This is a genomic window from Pseudomonas sp. CAN1, assembly GCF_030462585.1.
In the GTDB taxonomy this organism is placed as follows: domain Bacteria; phylum Pseudomonadota; class Gammaproteobacteria; order Pseudomonadales; family Pseudomonadaceae; genus Pseudomonas.
The window spans coordinates 36,371-52,621 of sequence record NZ_JASMRU010000033.1 but is presented as its reverse complement, the minus strand read 5'-3'; the positions used below and the strand labels follow the sequence as shown (position 1 = coordinate 52,621).

The window sequence follows — 16,251 nt, the reverse complement described above, 5'->3', positions numbered from 1 at the left end:
GCATCGCCGATGGTAGTGTGGAGTTTCTCCATGTGAGAGTAGGTCATCGTCAAGCTTCTAATTCCAAAGCCCCTGATCAGCGAAAGCTGGTCGGGGGTTTTGTTTTATGGGGCGGAAAAAACAATGCGGGGCCTTAGGTAGGGCGAATAAGCCGGAGCGGGTTATCCGCCGTGATGACGGATAACGCCTGAGGCGTTATGCGCCCTACGACTGAGGCCGGTGAGGTTTCAGTTGGGCTTGGTCTTCGCGGACAAGGTCCGCTCCTACGGGATCGGGTAACCAGCCGGTGATGCCTGTGTGAGGCGGTTCGCGAGCAAGCTCGCTCCTACAAGGGGGGCTGCTTGGGAGCTCTATGTAGGGCGGTGAGGTTTCGGTTGGGCTTGGCCTTCGCGGACAAGGTCCGCTCCTACGGGGTCAGGTAACCAGCCGGCGATGCCAGTATGAGGCAGTTCGCGAGCAAGCTCGCTCCTACAGAGGGGAGAGGGGTTTGGTCATGATGAGGGTGCGTTCTTCGCCGTGGAGTTGTTCGCGCAGCAGGCGATAGCCCAGGCGGGCGTAGAAGCTTTCGGCGGTGAGGGATGAGGGGACCAGCAGGGCCTCTACGCCGCGCTCCAGGGCGGCTTTCTCGATTTGACCCATCAGGGCCTGGCCAATGCCCTTGCGCTGCTGCTGTGGCGCTACGAAGAGGCTGCGCACGGCATGGCCATCCAGGGCGCCTGTGCCGACGATTTCGTCATCCAGTAAAGCGACGAACACCAGGCGTTGCTCCAGCAGCTCGATCACCCGCTCGGGTGTGAAGTTCACTACCACTGATTCGATGACGCTCGCCGGGTAGTCCTGGCCGTTGCTTTCCCTGACGGCCGCTACGATGACCCGGCTGATGGCTTTGGCGTCGTCGCTGCGGGCCTGTCTGATCAGAACATCCATCTGCACGCTCCCTGCTATCCAATGTGCTCATCCTGACGGGATTGGCGGCGCGAGGGTAGGGTGGAATCGCAGGCAACAAAAAAGGCGCCCTGGGGCGCCTTTCTTGTTTGGATCACCGATCAGCCGTTGTGGCGTTTCAGGACCAGGGTGGCGTTGGTGCCGCCGAAGCCGAAGCTGTTGCTCATGACGGTGTCGATCTTCGCGTTTTCGCGGGTCTCGCGCAGGATCGGCAGGTCAGCGACTTCCGGGTCCAGTTCGTCGATGTTCGCGGAAGCTGCGATGAAGTTGCCTTCCATCATCAGCAGGCAGTAGATCGCCTCGTGAACGCCAGCGGCGCCCAGGGAGTGGCCGGACAGGCTCTTGGTGGAGCTGATGGCCGGGGCGTTGCTACCGAACACTTCACGTACGCCACGGATTTCGGCGACGTCGCCGACCGGGGTGGAGGTGCCGTGGGTGTTCAGGTAGTCGATCGGGGTGTCGACGGTCGACAGGGCCTGCTGCATGCAGCGGATGGCGCCTTCGCCGCTCGGGGCAACCATGTCGTAGCCATCGGAAGTCGCACCGTAGCCAACGATTTCGGCGTAGATCTTGGCGCCACGCTTGAGGGCGTGTTCCAGCTCTTCGACCACGACCATGCCGCCGCCGCCGGCGATGACGAAACCGTCACGCTTGGCGTCGTAGGCGCGGGAGGCCTTTTCCGGGGTATCGTTGTACTGGGTGGAGAGGGCGCCCATGGCGTCGAACAGGCAGCTCTGGCTCCAGTGTTCTTCCTCACCGCCGCCAGCGAAGACGACGTCCTGCTTGCCCAGCTGGATCTGTTCCATGGCCTGGCCGATGCAATGCGCGCTGGTGGCGCAGGCCGAGGAGATGGAGTAGTTCACGCCCTTGATCTGGAAGGGAGTGGCCAGGCACGCGGAAACGGTGCTGCCCATGGTGCGGGTGACGCGGTATGGGCCGATGCGCTTGACTCCCTTCTCGCGCAGGGTGTCGATGGCTTCCATCTGGTTCAGGGTGGAAGCGCCGCCGGAGCCGGCGATCAGTCCGGTGCGCGGGTTGGAGATCTGCTCGGGGCTGAGGCCGGAGTCCTTGATCGCCTGTTCCATTGCCAGGTAGGCATAAGCGGCGGCGTCGCCCATGAAGCGGAAGACCTTGCGGTCGATCAGCTCTTCCAGGTTCAGGTTGACCGAACCGGAAACGTGGCTGCGCAGGCCCATCTCGGCGTAGCTGGGGTTGTGGCGGATGCCAGCACGGCCTGCACGCAGGTTGGCGGAGACGGTGTCTTTGTCATTGCCCAGGCAGGAAACGATGCCCAGACCGGTGATCACGACGCGACGCATGCGGATACCCTTAGAAGCTGTCAGTGGAAGTGAACAGGCCGACGCGGAGGCCTTCGGCGCTGTAGATTTCGCGGCCATCGACGCTGACGGTGCCGTCGGCGATGGCCAGGATCAGCGAACGATTGATCGTACGCTTGATGTGAATGTTGTAGGTGACTTTCTTGGCGGTCGGCAGGACCTGGCCGAAGAACTTCACTTCGCCCGAACCCAGGGCGCGGCCGCGGCCGGGGTTGCCCTGCCAGCCGAGGTGGAAGCCTACCAGCTGCCACATGGCGTCGAGGCCCAGGCAGCCCGGCATGACGGGGTCGCCTTCGAAGTGGCAGGCGAAGAACCACAGGTCCGGGTTGATATCCAGCTCGGCGACCAGTTCGCCCTTGCCGTACTTGCCGCCGACTTCACTGATGTGAGTGATGCGGTCGATCATCAGCATGTTCGGGGCGGGCAGTTGCGCATTACCCGGGCCGAAGAGTTCGCCGCGGCTGCAGCGCAACAGGTCTTCTCGGGTGAAGGCGTTTTGTTTGGTCATGCGAGCTCCTCAAAAATCCTGGATAGCAGGCGTTGTTTGGCTTGTGCCTGCGGCGCCGCGAACCGTTGTGATTGTCACGGTGTCATGCGGCAGCCTAGTCATAGACTATTGCCTTTAAGTGAAAGTCACAGCAATCGGCGAACGCTTGTTCACTTTTCGCCGATGCCAGGTTTCCCTGTCGGGACGCAGGCCCCGGGCTGGTCCGCAGTTTGCGGGCAAGCGCTCCGTCGATCAACGACCTGGAGCAACCCAGCGCTGCAGAATCCGCTGCAGCTCCGCGCGTTTGAACGGCTTGGCCAGGTAGTCGTTCATCCCGGCCTCCAGGCACGCCTCGCGGTCGCCCTGCAGCGCGTTGGCGGTCAGGGCGATGATCGGTACCTGCTCTCCGCCCGGCCGTGCACGGATCTGCCGGGTGGCTTCGTAGCCGTTGAGCACCGGCAGGCGGCAGTCCATCAGGATCGCCGCGAACTCGCCGCGTTCCGAGCTGCGCACCGCCTGGGCACCATCACCCACCAGCGTGACGCGATAACCCAGGCTGCGCAACATAGCTTCTATGACCGTTTGATTCACCGGGTTGTCCTCCACCAGCAGGACGGACTGACCAGTGGCAAGCGCATCACCGCCGATCAGGCCGTCCTCTGCGGCACTCTGCCGCTGGTGGAAGGGCAGGGGAATCTCCAGGGTGAAGGTCGAGCCACAGCCTTCCTCGCTGACCGCGCCGAGTGTGCCGCCCATCCGTTCGGCCAGGGTGCGCGCGATGGACAGCCCCAGCCCGGTGCCGCCGTAGCGCCGCGAGGTGGACGAGTCGGCTTGCTGGAAGGCCTCGAACATGTGCTCCAGGCGCTCGTGGGAGATGCCGATGCCGCTGTCCTGCACCGAGCAGCTGAGCCACAGCACTTCTTCGTCCAGCGCCTGCCAGGTGGCTTCCAGGCGCACACCGCCTTCTTCCGTGAACTTCAGGGCGTTGCCCAGCAGGTTGACCAGGATCTGCCGGATGCGCGTCGGGTCGCCCTGCACCTCCAGGTTGTCGAGGCCGTCCTGCACGCTCATCTCCAGTTCCAGACCGCGCTGCTGGGCGCTGTGCTGGAACACCTGGATGGAACTCTGGATCAGATCCAGCAGGTTGAACGGGATGCGCTCCAGCTCCAGGGCGCCGCGCTCGACGCGGGAGAAGTCGAGGATGTCGTTGATCACCTTGAGCAGGTGCTCGGTGGATTCGGTGGCCAGGGCGCTGTACTCGGCCTGTTCCTGGTTCAGCTCGGTGGTTTCCAGCAGCTGCAGCATGCCCAGCACGCCGTTCATCGGTGTGCGCAGCTCGTGACTCATCATCGCCAGGAAGTCGGACTTGGCGCGGTTCGCCTCTTCGGCTTCCTCCCGCGCCGCCACCAGTTGGGCGATGCTGCGCTGCTGTTCCAGGCTGGCCTGCTGCAGGCCGCGGGCGAGGTTGTTGATGTGCCGGGCCAGATCGCCGACTTCGCCGTCGTCCGGCACCGGCAGGGTGGTGTGGTAGTCGCCGGTCTGGATCGCCTGCACGGCCCGGCCCATGGTGCGGATCGGTGCCGCGAGGCGGCGGGCGAGGCGGCGCGCCAGCAGGTAGGTGAGGATCAGTGCGAACAATGCAAGCAGGCTGGCCTTGAGGAGGATCTCCTGCTGCCGCTCGCTGAAGGCATCGCTGGCCATGCCCACCACCACGCGGCCGAGGTAGTCGCCCGAAGGCGGCGCGGCGGCCGGCAGCATGTCGTTGGAGGCGCCCAGGTCGGCATCGTTGAGGGTGATGTTTTCGCGCTGGATCGAGGCGTGGAAGATTTCCACCTTGGTGCTGGCCTGCGCCGGGTCGGCGGCGTGCTCGACGTAGACGAGGATGTTGTCGCCGCGGTCGCGGACCTCGATGAAGCGCACGTGGGCGGTGCCCAGGGTGGCGCGCAGCAGGCTCTGCAGCACCGGCAGGTTGCCGGAGATCACCCCGTACTCCGCCGCCGGGGCAAGCTGGTTGGCGATCAGCTGGCCGGTGTGGTTGGACTCCAGGCGCAGGTCCTGCAGCCGCGAGTAGGTGAAGTAGGCGGTGAGCAGCACGGTCAGCAGCAGCGCCGGGCCAAGACTGATGGCCAGCATGCGCGTCTGGATGTTCCAGCTCTTGCGGGAACTCATGGTTTTTCTCCTTCGGCCAGGCGCTGCGCGAGTTCCGCGTCGCCTTGCAGGTCGATGCCGAGCGAGCGCGCCACCTGGCGGTTGCTCTGCACCTTGAAGCGTTCGGGGTAGAGGCTGCGGGGCCAGTGCTCCGCAGGCTGGTCGAGCAGCGCATCGAGGGTCTGCAGCCAGTCATCCTGGTCGCTGTAGGTGCTGGCCAGGCTGCCGGCCTTGACGAAGGCGGCGGTGGGGCCGATCAGCGCCCGGTTCTCGGCGTAGGTACTGAGCAGGATGCCCTTGATGGTCTGCGCGTTATAAAGCTGTTTGTCGTCCAGCCCGAGCAGCAGGTCACTACGACCGAGCAGTTCTCGCAGCGGGCGGCCGTCTTCGGCGCGGGTCTGCAGTTCGCTGACCAGCTCCACGCCGAGCTTGCGCGCGGCATGCTCGAGTTCTTCGAGGAGGAATTCGCTGGTGGGGCCGATCAACACGCCGATGCGCTGCGGGCGCGGGGTGAGCTGCAGGGCCAGGCGCAGTTGGCGCTCCGGCGGCGGATCGCTCCACAACAGGCTCAGGTGCGGCACTTTGCGTTCGCCCAGCACCTGCCGGGCTTCGACGCGGCTGACCAGCAGGGTCAGCGCCGGTGGCGCGTCGTCGCTGGCGATGCGCCAGTTCAGCGCGGCGCTGCCGAGCAGCAGCAGGCGGGTGTCCGCGCCGAGCTGGGCGGCGGGCGGCAGGTGGTCCGGGGACTCCAGGCGGATGTGATCCTGCGGCCGGCGTTGCGCCAGTGCCTCGGCGAAGTCCTGCAGCGCCGGACTTTTCTCGCTGCTGACCAGGAGGATTTCGCGGGCCTGTGCCGGTAGCGCGCACAGGCAGATCAGCCAGAGGAGCAGGGCGCTGAGGAGGTTTCCGGGGCTCATCCTTGAGCGGCGGGCAGTCATGCTAGAAGTCCACCTCGGCGCTGAAGTAGAGCAGGTGGCGGCTGTCGTAGCGGTTTTCCGGCCAGGTCAGCGGTTCGTCGTCCAGGCGCTGCTGCAGCACGCCGGCCAGTTCCAGCGCGGCGCGACCGAGGGAGATGCGCTTGGCCAAGCGCAGGTCGACGCGCTCGAAGCGGTGCTCGTTCAGCGCGTCGTCGCCGTAATAGAAAATGGCGCTGGACCAGCCACGCCCCCAGTCGCGCATCCAGCCGGCGGAGCCGCTGTTGCGTGCGGTGAGGCGCTGGTCGTAGCGGCTGCTAGCGTCGAAGTCGACATAGGCATAGGTCATGCGCAGCCGGTCCTGCCGCGTGAGGCGCCAGTCCAGCTGGGTCTCGGCGCCGCTGAAGCGGATGTCGTTGTCGTTGGTTGGTTCGAAGTCGGAGACCTTCAAGGGATCGCTGATCAGCCCGTGGATTTCGTCGTAGTAGGCTTTGATGTCGACGGCCAGTCCGAGTTCGTCGAACTGGCCGTTGTAGCCGATTTCCCGCGAGCGCATGCGCTCCTGGTCGAGGTCGCCGGGGCCCCTGGCACGGGCGAAGTAGTAGGCGCTGGACTGGCCGTAGACCGGGCTCGACAGGTTGCGCACCCGGTAGCTCCAGTTCACGTCGTTCTCGTACATGTCCGGCGAGCGCACGGCCTCGGAGTACACCGCGCGCAGACTGTGGCGCGGGTTGATCAGGTAGTTGAGGGCGAGGCGCGGGCTGACCGAGCTGCCGGACAGCGCATCGTCCTCCACCATCGCGCCGCCCTGCAGCAGCCAGTGCGGGGTCAGGTGCCATTCCAGCTGGCTGAACAGGCGCCAGATGTCGTTGTTCACCGTGCCGTCGAAGTAGGTTTCCGACGTGGCCTGGTCGTGGCGGTAGCTCAGGCCGCTGACCAGCCGCACGCCGTCGGCGAGGCTCAGGGTATCCTGCAGCTCCAGGTCGTAGCGGGTCTCGCGGATGTTCTGGTTCACCTGGCCGCACACCGGCAGGTAGGCGCCGGCCGCCAGTTGCTGGACCACCTGCCCGGCGAGCGCCTGTTCCTGCGGGGTGCCGCGGGGAATGCGTGGCAGCATCTCGGCCAGGTCGTTCACGTAGCGCGGGTCCAGTGACCAGAGCTGCGCGAGCTGCGGGCTGAAGGCGATCTGTGCCTCGCAGGCGCCGAAGTCCTGCAGGCGCTCCCAGTGCTCGGCGTAGCCCTGCACATAGAAGCTGTGCTGCGGGTTGACGTCGAAGGTCCAGCGCAGCGAGCCGGCGTAGTCGCGGGCAGTCAGGTCGGAATTGTCGTCACCGGCGGCGATGTTGCCGAAGATCGGCTCGTAGTCGTAGGGCCGCTGGTTGCTGCCTTCCTTCGCGGCGAGCTGCCAGTCCAGGCTGTTGCGCAGGTCGAGGTTGTGGCTGGCCACCAGGTTGAAGCGGCTCAGACGCCGGCCGTCGCGGTAGTCGCGGTCGAACTGGTCGTGGTCGAAGCCGTCGTCCTCCTGGCCGGAGAGCGACAGCCGATAGTCGCCGGAACGGTCGTGGATGCCCTGGCTGGCGTACCAGTCGCGGATGCCGTTCTGCCCGGTGGTGTACTTCAGCCGTGTGCCCTGGCTGTCGGCGGGTTTGCGGGTGAGGATGTTGATCACCCCCATCAGCGCGTTGGCGCCGTAGCTCACGGCGTTGGGGCCGCGGAACACCTCGATGCGGTCGATGTCCTCGATGGCTACCGGGATGTCGTTCCAGTCCACCGTCGCCAGGCCCGGGCGGTACACCGAGCGGCCGTCCACCAGCACCTGCAGGCGCCGCGCCTCGGTGACGTTGGTGCCGTGGTAGTTCACCGTCGCCTGGTTGCCGGACAGGTAGCCGACCATCATCCCTGGCACCAGGCGCATCAGCTCGGGGATGTCGCGGGCGCCGGAGGCCTTGATCAGGTCGCGGTCGAGCACGGTCATGCTGCCGGGCACTTCGGCGGGGGACTGCTTGAGTCGTGTCGCGGTCAGAACTTCCGGGACGTCGAGGCTGTCCACGAACAGGTCGCCCGCCACGGCCTCGCCCGCCAGCAATGCGGCAAGCAGGGAGAGCGGCAAAGGGGCGCGGGCGGTACGCTGCACGGAACGGCCTTGTTCTCGGTTCTTATCGGTTGGTTCGCGTCTTGAGATAGACGCGTCTGTCAGACGGATGTTAAACGAGGCTGCGCTGATTACCAGTCCGGCGATACGGACTGGCCGGTCGCCAACGCCGCCTTATAATGCCCCAATCGCCGCCGCGGGGTGGCCAGCAATGGAACAGACATGACACAGCAGCAACCGATCGCCGTCCTCGGTGGTGGCAGCTTCGGCACCGCCTTCGCCAACCTGCTGGCAGAGAATGGGAACCGCGTTCGCCAGTGGATGCGTGACGAGGAGCAGGCCGAGGCGATCCGCACCCGCCGAGAGAACCCCAACTACCTCAAGGGTGTGCCGATTCATGCCGGCGTGGAGCCGACCACGGACCTCGCCGCGACCCTCGCCGAGTGCCAGATGATCTTCGTCGCCGTGCCTTCCAGCGCCCTGCGCAAGGTGCTTGACGGCCGCAGCGAGGAGCTGGCGGGCAAGATGCTGGTCAGCCTGACCAAGGGCATCGAGGCGCAGAGCTTCAAGCTGATGAGCCAGGTGCTCGAAGAGATCGCGCCGAAGTCCCGCATCGCGGTGATCTCCGGCCCCAACCTGGCGCGCGAGATCGCCGAGCACGAGCTGACCGCCACCGTGGTCGCCAGCGAGGACGAAGACCTCTGCGCCCAGGTGCAGCAGGCGCTGCACGGCCGCACCTTCCGCGTCTATGCCAGTGGCGACCGCTTCGGCGTCGAACTGGGCGGTGCGCTTAAGAACGTCTACGCGATCATTGCCGGCATGGCCGCCGCGCTGGGCATGGGCGAGAACACCAAGGGCATGCTGATCACCCGCGCCCTGGCGGAGATGACCCGCTTCGCCGTCCAGCTCGGCGCCAACCCGATGACCTTCCTCGGCCTGGCCGGGGTGGGCGACCTGATCGTCACCTGTTCGTCACCCAAGAGCCGTAACTATCAGGTGGGCTTCGCCCTGGGCGAAGGCCTGACTCTGGAAGACGCCGTGGCGCGCATGGGCGAGACCGCTGAGGGCGTGAATACCCTCAAGGTGCTCAAGGCCAAGGCCGATGAGCTGCAGGTGTACATGCCGCTGGTGGCCGGCCTCAACGCCATCCTGTTCGGCGGGCGCACCCTGGAGCAGGTCATCGGCGCGCTGATGAGCGGCGAGCCGAAGACCGACGTCGATTTCATTCCCACCACCGGTTTCTGAGGAGGTATCACCATGTCCGCTGAACGTCAGCCCTCTGACCGTCTAGAGAAGGAATCCCTGGTCCTGCGCGTCGTCTGGATGCTGGTCTTCGCGCTGGTCTGGTTCGTCGCCGAGATGATCCTCGGCGCCGTGGTGGTCATCCAGTTGATCTACCGCATCATCTACGGCGCGCCCAGCGGCAGCCTGATGGGCTTCGGCGATAGCCTGAGCCAGTACTTCGCGCAGATCGGCCGCTTCGGCACCTTCCAGAGCGAAGAGAAGCCCTGGCCGTTTTCCGACTGGCCGACCGCCCGCGCCCCGGAAGGCGAGGCCCCGCACGACGTGCCGCCGGCGCCGCACCCGGTGCGCGACGAGGAGCCCAAGCTTTGAAGCTCTGGCTGCTCCGCCATGGCGAAGCCGAGCCGCAGGCACGCCGCGACTCCGAGCGCCGGCTGACGCCCCACGGCATCAAGGAGGCGCTGAAGAGCGCCGCGCAGCTGGCCGGGCATCCGCTGGATGGCATCCTCGCCAGCCCCTACGTGCGCGCCCAGGAAACTGCCGGACTGGTTCGCGAGGCGCTGGGCTTCGAAGGCTCGGTCGGCACAGCCCCCTGGCTGACGCCGGACGATGACCCCAAGGACGTGCTGCGCTTCCTCGACGGCCGCAACGAGCAGAACCTGCTGCTGGTCACCCACCAGCCGCTGGTGGGCGCACTGGCCGGCCTGCTGGTGCATGGCAGCCGCAGCGACGCCGTGCCATTCAGCACCGCCACCCTGGCGGAACTGGAAGGCGAAGTGCCGGTGGCCGGGCTGATGGAGCTGGTGTCGCTGTACCATCCGCGGCATTCCTGAGCCGTATCGCTCCACGCCAGAAGGCCCCGAAAGGGGCCTTTTGCATTTGTGGCGCCGACAAATCGTGCCCGGATGTTTCCATGCAAGGCCCGACGCAGAGCGGCCGGGGCCAATCCTTCGGCTAAATCCTACAAAAGTTCACACGACCAGCCTTGTCTGCCGCTTCGCTGCGTGGAATATTCAACCAAGCAAGTGCTTGGTTGATCCATCGCTATATCCCTGAGCTACACCTCTGACAAAAAGAACAAAGGAGGGGCACGTGGTTAAAGCAGTCCGATTACCACTCGACCTGTTCTATCAGCGCGAGAAGAGCCACCCGAACAAACGCTACCTGGTACAGCCGCTGACCGGCGGCGAAGTGCAGACCCTGACCTGGGGCGAAGTGGGCGATCAGGCCCGCCGCGCCGCCGCCTGGCTGCGCAGCCTGGACCTGCCCGAAGGCAGCCGGGTGGCGATCATTTCGAAGAACTGCGCGCACTGGATAGTCGCCGACATCGCCATCTGGATGGCCGGCCACGTCTCGGTGCCGCTGTATCCCAACCTCACCGCCGATTCCGTGCGCCAGGTGATGACCCACTCCGAAGCGCGGGTGGCCTTCATCGGCAAGCTGGACGACTGGCCGGCGATGGAGGGCGGCATTCCCGACGGCGTGCCCACCGTCGCGCTGCCGCTGCACCCCGAGGGCCGTTTCGACCAGCAGTGGAGTGACCTGCAGCAGCTGGCGCCGATCAGCGACGATCCGCGCCCGGACGCCGCCACCCTGGCGACCCTCATCTACACCTCCGGCACCACTGGTACGCCGAAGGGCGTGATGCACACCTTCGGCAACTTCGCCTTTGCCGCCAGCCATGCCATCGACCTGTTCGGCGTCGGTGAGGAGGACCGCCTGCTGTCCTACCTGCCGCTGTGCCACGTGGCCGAGCGCATGTTCGTGCAGATGGCGTCGATCTACGCCGGGCAGACGATCTTCTTCGCCGAGAGTCTGGACACCTTCGTCGCCGACATGCGCCGTGCGCGGCCCACGGTGTTCTTCGGCGTGCCGCGCATCTGGACCAAGTTCCAGATGGGCGTGTATTCGCAGATGCCGGCGCAGAAGCTCGACCGCCTGCTGCGCCTGCCGATCATCGGCCGTATGGTCGGGCGCAAGGTGCTCGCCGGCCTTGGCCTGGACGCCGTGCGATTCGCCCTGTGCGGCGCCGCGCCGGTGCCCGAGGCGCTGCTGGGCTGGTACCAGCGTCTGGGCCTGAACGTGCTGGAGGTCTACGGCATGACCGAGAACTGCGGCTATTCCCACGTCTGCCGGCCGGGTGAGCAGCGGGTCGGCTGGATCGGCCGCAACAGCCCCGGCGTCGAAGTGCGCATCAGCGACGAAGGCGAGGTGCAGGTCCGCAGCGGCGCGACCATGGTCGGCTACTTCAAGGACCCGGAGCGCACCGCCGAAACCATCACCGAGGACGGCTTCCTGCGCACTGGCGACAAGGGCGAGCAGGATGCCGAAGGCCACCTGCGCCTGACCGGGCGCATCAAGGAAATCTTCAAGACCGCCAAGGGCAAGTACGTCGCCCCGGCGCCTATCGAGAACCGCCTGGCCGTGCATTCGCGGATCGAGCAGATCTGCGTGGTCGGCGACGGCCTGATCGCGCCGCTGGGCCTCTGCGTGCTCTCCGAAGTCGGCCGCCAGGAGGCTGCCAACGGCTCGCGCAGCCAGCTGGAGCAGAGTCTGCAGGAGCTGCTGATGGAGGTGAACGACGCGCTGGACAAGCACGAGCGCCTCGCCGGGCTGGTGCTGGTCAAGGACGTCTGGACCGTGGACAACGGCTTCCTCACGCCGACCCTGAAGATCAAGCGCAACGTGGTGGAAGGGACCTACGGCAAGCGCTTCAATGAATGGGCGGAGCGCCGCGAGGCGGTGCAGTGGCATGACTGACGACAAGGAACCCCGAATGACCTGGCGCACCCAGCCCGACCTGGAAAAGCTCAACGCGAACCTGAAGAACACCATCGGTGAGGTGCTCGACATCCGCTTCGAGGCGTTCGACGACGACTCGCTGACCGCCAGCATGGTGGTGGATTCGCGCACCCACCAGCCCTACGGCCTGCTGCATGGCGGCGCCTCGGTGGTGCTGGCGGAAACCGTCGGTTCCACCGCCAGCTACCTGTGCCTGGACAACAGCAAGTACTACTGCGTGGGCCTGGAAGTGAACGCTAACCACCTGCGCGGGCTGCGCAGCGGGCGGGTGACGGCAGTGGCCAAGGCGGTGCACATCGGCCGCTCGACCCACGTCTGGGAAATCCGTCTGCACGGGGATGACGGCAAGCCGAGCTGCATCTCGCGGCTGACCATGGCGGTGGTGCCGCTGGAGCGCTGAGCCGGCGACGGGCGCCGGGCAGCAAGCCTCGTTCGAGATTTGCGCGGGGCTCGGCCAATCGCGGACGGAGTCCGCTCCTACGCTCCCTGGGAGTTGAGCGCGGGGTAGGAGCGGACTCCGTCCGCGATGTCTCCGCCCAACGCCAGACTCCGGAGTTGTCACCGTACAACCTGCCGCTCACAATTACGCGCTGAGTCCGGTATTGCTCTATGTAGGAGCGAGCTTGCTCGCGAACCCGGCCGAGGTCCCTGGCATCAGGTGGTTCGCGAGCAAGCTCGCTCCTACAATTCTCACGCCGCCTGGCACCCTCGCAATTTTGTCCAAGACCCGCCGTTCCCGCGCCGGTAGAGTAGGCCCATGGAACGCATCGAACACCACAGCAGCGGCCTGCCCGGCGTCCGTTTCATCGACGCCGAGTACCGCCGTTTCGCCTTTCCCCGGCACTTTCATCTCGACTACCACGTCGGGCTGATGCTCGACGGCTGCCAGCGCTACACCCATCGCGGTGAGCGCTCGCTGGCCGGGAATGGCGATATCCTGCTGATGAGCCCCGAGAGCATCCACGACGGTTCCAGCGAGGGCGAGGACGGCTACCGCATCCGCGTGCTGTCCATCGACCCGCAATGGCTGGACGACGCCTGCCGCGCTTTCAGCGATGGCCGCCAGGGCGCGCCGCGCCTGGCTTCCGCGCAGCTGCGCGACCCGTTGTTGCAGGTCGAACTGCAACGCGCCCACGCCCTGATGCTCGGTGGCGAGCGGTTGGCCCAGGAAGGCCAGCTCTGGCAGGCATTGGCCGCACTGCTGGAGCGCGCCTCCAGCCTGCGCATCCGCGAGCCGGGGCAGGGCTTCGACGCGCCGACCTGGGCGCGCATCCGCGAGTGGCTGGAGTCGCGCCTGGAAACCCCGCCGACCCTGGAAGAAATCGCCGAGTTCTGCGATCTCAGCCCCTGGCAGGCGCTGCGTCGCTTCCGCCACCAGTGCGGGTTGCCGCCGCACCAGTGGTTCACCCAGCTGCGCCTGGAGCGCGCGCTGCCAAGGGTGATCAAGGGCCAGCCGCTGTCGGAGATCGCCCTGAGCCTGGGCTTCTATGACCAGGCGCACTTCAGCCGCCTGTTCCGCCGTACCTACGGATTACCGCCCGCGCGACTCCGCCAGCGCTGATCCACCCCGAAAATCCCGTCTCATTCCCACTGGAGAATCCCGCCATGCAGGAGGTTCACGTCTTGCTCATGCTCACCGCCGTGTTCGCGGTCGCCCTGGTCAGCCCCGGCCCGGACGTCGCGCTGGTGGTGCGCACCTCGCTGCACCAGGGCCGTCGCGCTGGCGTGCTCAGCGCCCTCGGGTTGGCCAGCGGCATCCTGGTCCACGGCACCCTGGTGCTGACCGGCGTGTCGTTGCTGCTCAGCCGCTCGCCGCTGCTGTTCAGCGCGCTGCAACTGGTGGGCGCGGCTTATCTCGGCTGGCTCGGCATCGGGGCACTGCGCGCGCTGCGCAAGCCGGGCGGGGCAGGGCGCATCGACGGTGAGTTGTCCGCATCGAAGCTCGGCCCCTGGCTGCGCGGGCTGGCCACCAACCTGTTCAACCCCAAGGCGCTGGTGTTCTTCCTCGCGCTGCTCAGCAGTCTGATCCCGGCGGACATGTCGGCGCCCGGCAAGGTATCGGTGGCGGTGATGCTGTTCGTCGTCGGTTTTGCCTGGTTCAGCCTGCTCAGCGTGATCCTCACCCGGCCGCTGTGGCAGCAGCGTCTGCTGCGTGCAGTGCCGGCAATCGACGGCGCCTGCGGGCTGGTGTTCCTGCTGGTGGCGGGTGGCATCCTGTTCAGCGTGGTGAATCACGCGGCGCATTGGGTGTGAGGCTTGCGGCGGATAACGTGTTCCACGTTATGCGCTCTACCCTGGGGTTCTCGTAGGGCGGATAACGCGGCACGCGTTATCCGCCGTAAAAGGGAGAGACCAGGGCAAATCCGCCGGAGCGCCATGGACTTTGGCCGTAGTGCCGTCATTCGCGGGAATACGGGTCATTGCCGCACCGGTGTTGCTGTCGGAAAATTCAGGCTGTCATTCCCCTGAGTTCTTCCAGCATGTCGCAAGCGGTCTTCTTCGCCCACGCCAACGGTTTCCCCTCGGGCACCTACGGCAAGTTGTTCGATGCCCTGGAGCCGGATTACCGGGTCCATCGGCTGGACATGCATGGCCACGACCCACGCTTCCCGGTGAACGCCAACTGGGAAAACCTGGTGGAAGAGCTGCTGCATCATCTGGAGGCGCTGGACGAACCCGTGTGGGGCGTCGGCCATTCCCTCGGTGGCGTGCTGCATTACCACGCGGCGCTGCGCAAACCCGAGCTGTACCGCGGCGTAGTGATGCTCGACTCGCCCTTGCTGACACTAGCCGACCAACTGGTGATCCGCGCCGCCAAGCGCTTCGGTTTCATCGACCGGCTGACCCCCGCCGGCCGCACCCTCGGCCGCCGTGAGGACTTCGATGATTTTGCCGAGGCGCTGGAATACTTCGCCGGCAAGCCGCTGTTCAAGCGCTTCGACCGTGACTGCCTGGAGGCCTACGTGCGCCACGGGCTGGCGCCGGCCGATGCGCGGGGCCTGCGGCTGAAGTTCGACCCGGCCACCGAAATCTCCATCTACCGCAACGTGCCGCATACCGCGCCGGGGCGTGCCAAACAGCTGGCCGTGCCGCTGACCATGGTGCGCGGCCGCCACAGCCGCGTGGTGCTGCCGCACCATGCCCGCCTGATCGGCCGCATCCCCATGGGCGAGAGCCTGTCGCTGCCGGGCGGCCACATGTTCCCGCTGGAGCGCCCGCAGGACACCGCCGCGCTGCTCAAGACCGTCTTCGCCCGCTGGCAACAGCGCGCCAATGCCTAAGGAATCGCCATGACCGCCAAAGTCCAGGAAATCCGCCTGAACCTGCCGCACATCGAGCTGGCCGCGCACCTCTTTGGCCCGGAGGACGGTCGCCCGGTGATCGCCCTGCACGGCTGGCTGGACAACGCCATGAGCTTCGCCCGCCTGGCACCCAAGCTGGAAGGCGTGCGTATCCTCGCCCTGGACTTCGCCGGCCACGGCCATTCCGCGCACCGCGCGCCGGGGGCCAGCTACCTGCTGTGGGACTACGCACTGGACGTGCTGATGGTGGCCGACCAGATGGGCTGGGAGCGTTTCTCCCTGCTCGGGCATTCCATGGGCGCCATCGTCTCGGTGCTGCTGGCCGGCGCCATGCCCGAGCGCATCGAGCGCCTGGCGCTGATCGACGGCCTGGTGCCCTACACCGGCGAGCCGGAAACTTCGCCGCAGAAGCTCGGCGAAGCCCTGCGCGCCCAGTTGGCCCTGCCGAACAAGCGCAAGCCGGTCTATGAAGTCATCGACCGTGCGGTGGAAGCGCGCATGAAAGGCGTTGGCGCGGTGAGTCGCGAAGCGGCCGAGCTGCTGGCCTCCCGTGGGCTGGTGCCGGTGCCCGGCGGCTACACCTGGCGCACCGATGCGCGCCTGACCCTGCCGTCGCCGCTGCGCCTGACCCGCGCCCATGCGCGACAATTCGTCCAGTCCGTGCAGTGCTCGGCCAGTCTGGTGCTGGCACAGCAGGGCCTGCTGATGGTCGAGCCGGCCACCCGCGAACTGCTGAAGGACCGGCCCTTCGAGGTCCATGAGCTGCCCGGTCAGCACCACCTGCATCTGGATGACGAGGCGGGCGCGGAAGCGGTCGCGGCGATCTTCCGACCCTTCCTGCAAGCCTGAGGGAAACACCCCGTAGCGCCCTTTGGCTTGACTAAAGCGGGGCCTGCCGCGAGGCTGCACGGATCGCTTCAGGGAGATTGTGCATGCTCGACATCCAGACCGCCGCGCGCCAGGGGCCGGAACACCCTCACTG

The 16,251-nt window shown here is 66.4% G+C and carries 15 protein-coding genes; 9 read left to right on the top strand and 6 right to left on the bottom strand.

Annotation, left to right across the window (positions count from 1 at the left end):
- Positions 1-468: 468 nt before the first annotated feature.
- The 6 genes from QO207_RS26865 to QO207_RS26840 form a co-directional block, all read right to left on the bottom strand.
- Positions 469-927 (bottom strand): GNAT family N-acetyltransferase, encoded by a 459-nt coding sequence (locus QO207_RS26865; protein WP_301535299.1) that lies wholly within the window; start codon positions 925-927, stop codon positions 469-471.
- A gap of 119 nt (positions 928-1,046) precedes the next feature.
- A complete protein-coding gene (fabB, locus tag QO207_RS26860; RefSeq protein ID WP_184590660.1) occupies positions 1,047-2,264 on the bottom strand; it encodes a beta-ketoacyl-ACP synthase I in 1,218 nt (405 codons plus the stop codon).
- Positions 2,265-2,274: 10 nt separating this feature from the next.
- Complete coding sequence (gene fabA, locus QO207_RS26855; protein ID WP_138216449.1) at positions 2,275-2,790, bottom strand: 3-hydroxyacyl-[acyl-carrier-protein] dehydratase FabA; 516 nt, start codon at positions 2,788-2,790, stop codon at positions 2,275-2,277.
- Positions 2,791-3,021: 231 nt separating this feature from the next.
- On the bottom strand, positions 3,022-4,938 hold the full coding sequence (locus QO207_RS26850) for an ATP-binding protein (protein ID WP_301535298.1): 1,917 nt from the start codon (positions 4,936-4,938) through the stop codon (positions 3,022-3,024).
- The gene (locus QO207_RS26845) at positions 4,935-5,855 is read right to left on the bottom strand and encodes an ABC transporter substrate-binding protein (RefSeq protein ID WP_301535297.1); all 921 of its coding nucleotides are present in this window, start codon (positions 5,853-5,855) and stop codon (positions 4,935-4,937) included. The genes QO207_RS26850 and QO207_RS26845 overlap by 4 nt, the downstream gene beginning before the upstream one ends.
- A 1-nt stretch (position 5,856) precedes the next feature.
- Positions 5,857-7,965 (bottom strand): TonB-dependent siderophore receptor, encoded by a 2,109-nt coding sequence (locus QO207_RS26840; protein ID WP_301535296.1) that lies wholly within the window; start codon positions 7,963-7,965, stop codon positions 5,857-5,859.
- 180 nt (positions 7,966-8,145) lie between these two features.
- Here QO207_RS26840 and QO207_RS26835 point away from each other — a divergent pair, with 180 nt between their 5' ends.
- The 9 genes from QO207_RS26835 to QO207_RS26795 all read left to right on the top strand — a co-directional run bounded on the left by QO207_RS26835 (position 8,146) and on the right by QO207_RS26795 (position 16,118).
- Positions 8,146-9,168 (top strand): NAD(P)H-dependent glycerol-3-phosphate dehydrogenase, encoded by a 1,023-nt coding sequence (locus QO207_RS26835; RefSeq protein WP_301535295.1) that lies wholly within the window; start codon positions 8,146-8,148, stop codon positions 9,166-9,168.
- 12 nt (positions 9,169-9,180) lie between these two features.
- Positions 9,181-9,537 carry a DUF4389 domain-containing protein gene (locus QO207_RS26830; protein WP_301535294.1) on the top strand — a complete coding sequence of 119 codons (357 nt, stop codon included), beginning with the start codon at positions 9,181-9,183 and terminating at the stop codon, positions 9,535-9,537.
- A complete protein-coding gene (sixA, locus tag QO207_RS26825; protein WP_301535293.1) occupies positions 9,534-9,998 on the top strand; it encodes a phosphohistidine phosphatase SixA in 465 nt (154 codons plus the stop codon). The genes QO207_RS26830 and sixA overlap by 4 nt, the downstream gene beginning before the upstream one ends.
- 259 nt (positions 9,999-10,257) lie before the next feature.
- Positions 10,258-11,925: an AMP-binding protein gene (locus QO207_RS26820; protein ID WP_301535292.1), complete on the top strand. Its 1,668-nt coding sequence runs from the start codon at positions 10,258-10,260 to the stop codon at positions 11,923-11,925.
- A gap of 16 nt (positions 11,926-11,941) precedes the next feature.
- Positions 11,942-12,367, top strand: coding sequence for a hotdog fold thioesterase (locus tag QO207_RS26815; protein WP_301535291.1), 426 nt, complete (start codon positions 11,942-11,944; stop codon positions 12,365-12,367).
- Between the two features lie 357 nt (positions 12,368-12,724).
- Complete coding sequence (locus QO207_RS26810) at positions 12,725-13,528, top strand: AraC family transcriptional regulator (RefSeq protein WP_301535290.1); 804 nt, start codon at positions 12,725-12,727, stop codon at positions 13,526-13,528.
- Positions 13,529-13,572: 44 nt separating this feature from the next.
- Positions 13,573-14,220 (top strand): LysE family translocator, encoded by a 648-nt coding sequence (locus QO207_RS26805; RefSeq protein WP_301535289.1) that lies wholly within the window; start codon positions 13,573-13,575, stop codon positions 14,218-14,220.
- A 227-nt stretch (positions 14,221-14,447) separates the two neighbouring features.
- Entirely contained in the window at positions 14,448-15,248 is an 801-nt protein-coding gene (locus QO207_RS26800; RefSeq protein ID WP_301535288.1) for an alpha/beta fold hydrolase, read from the top strand.
- Positions 15,249-15,257: 9 nt separating this feature from the next.
- A complete protein-coding gene (locus QO207_RS26795; RefSeq protein ID WP_301535287.1) occupies positions 15,258-16,118 on the top strand; it encodes an alpha/beta fold hydrolase in 861 nt (286 codons plus the stop codon).
- The last annotated feature ends 133 nt before the right edge of the window (positions 16,119-16,251 follow it).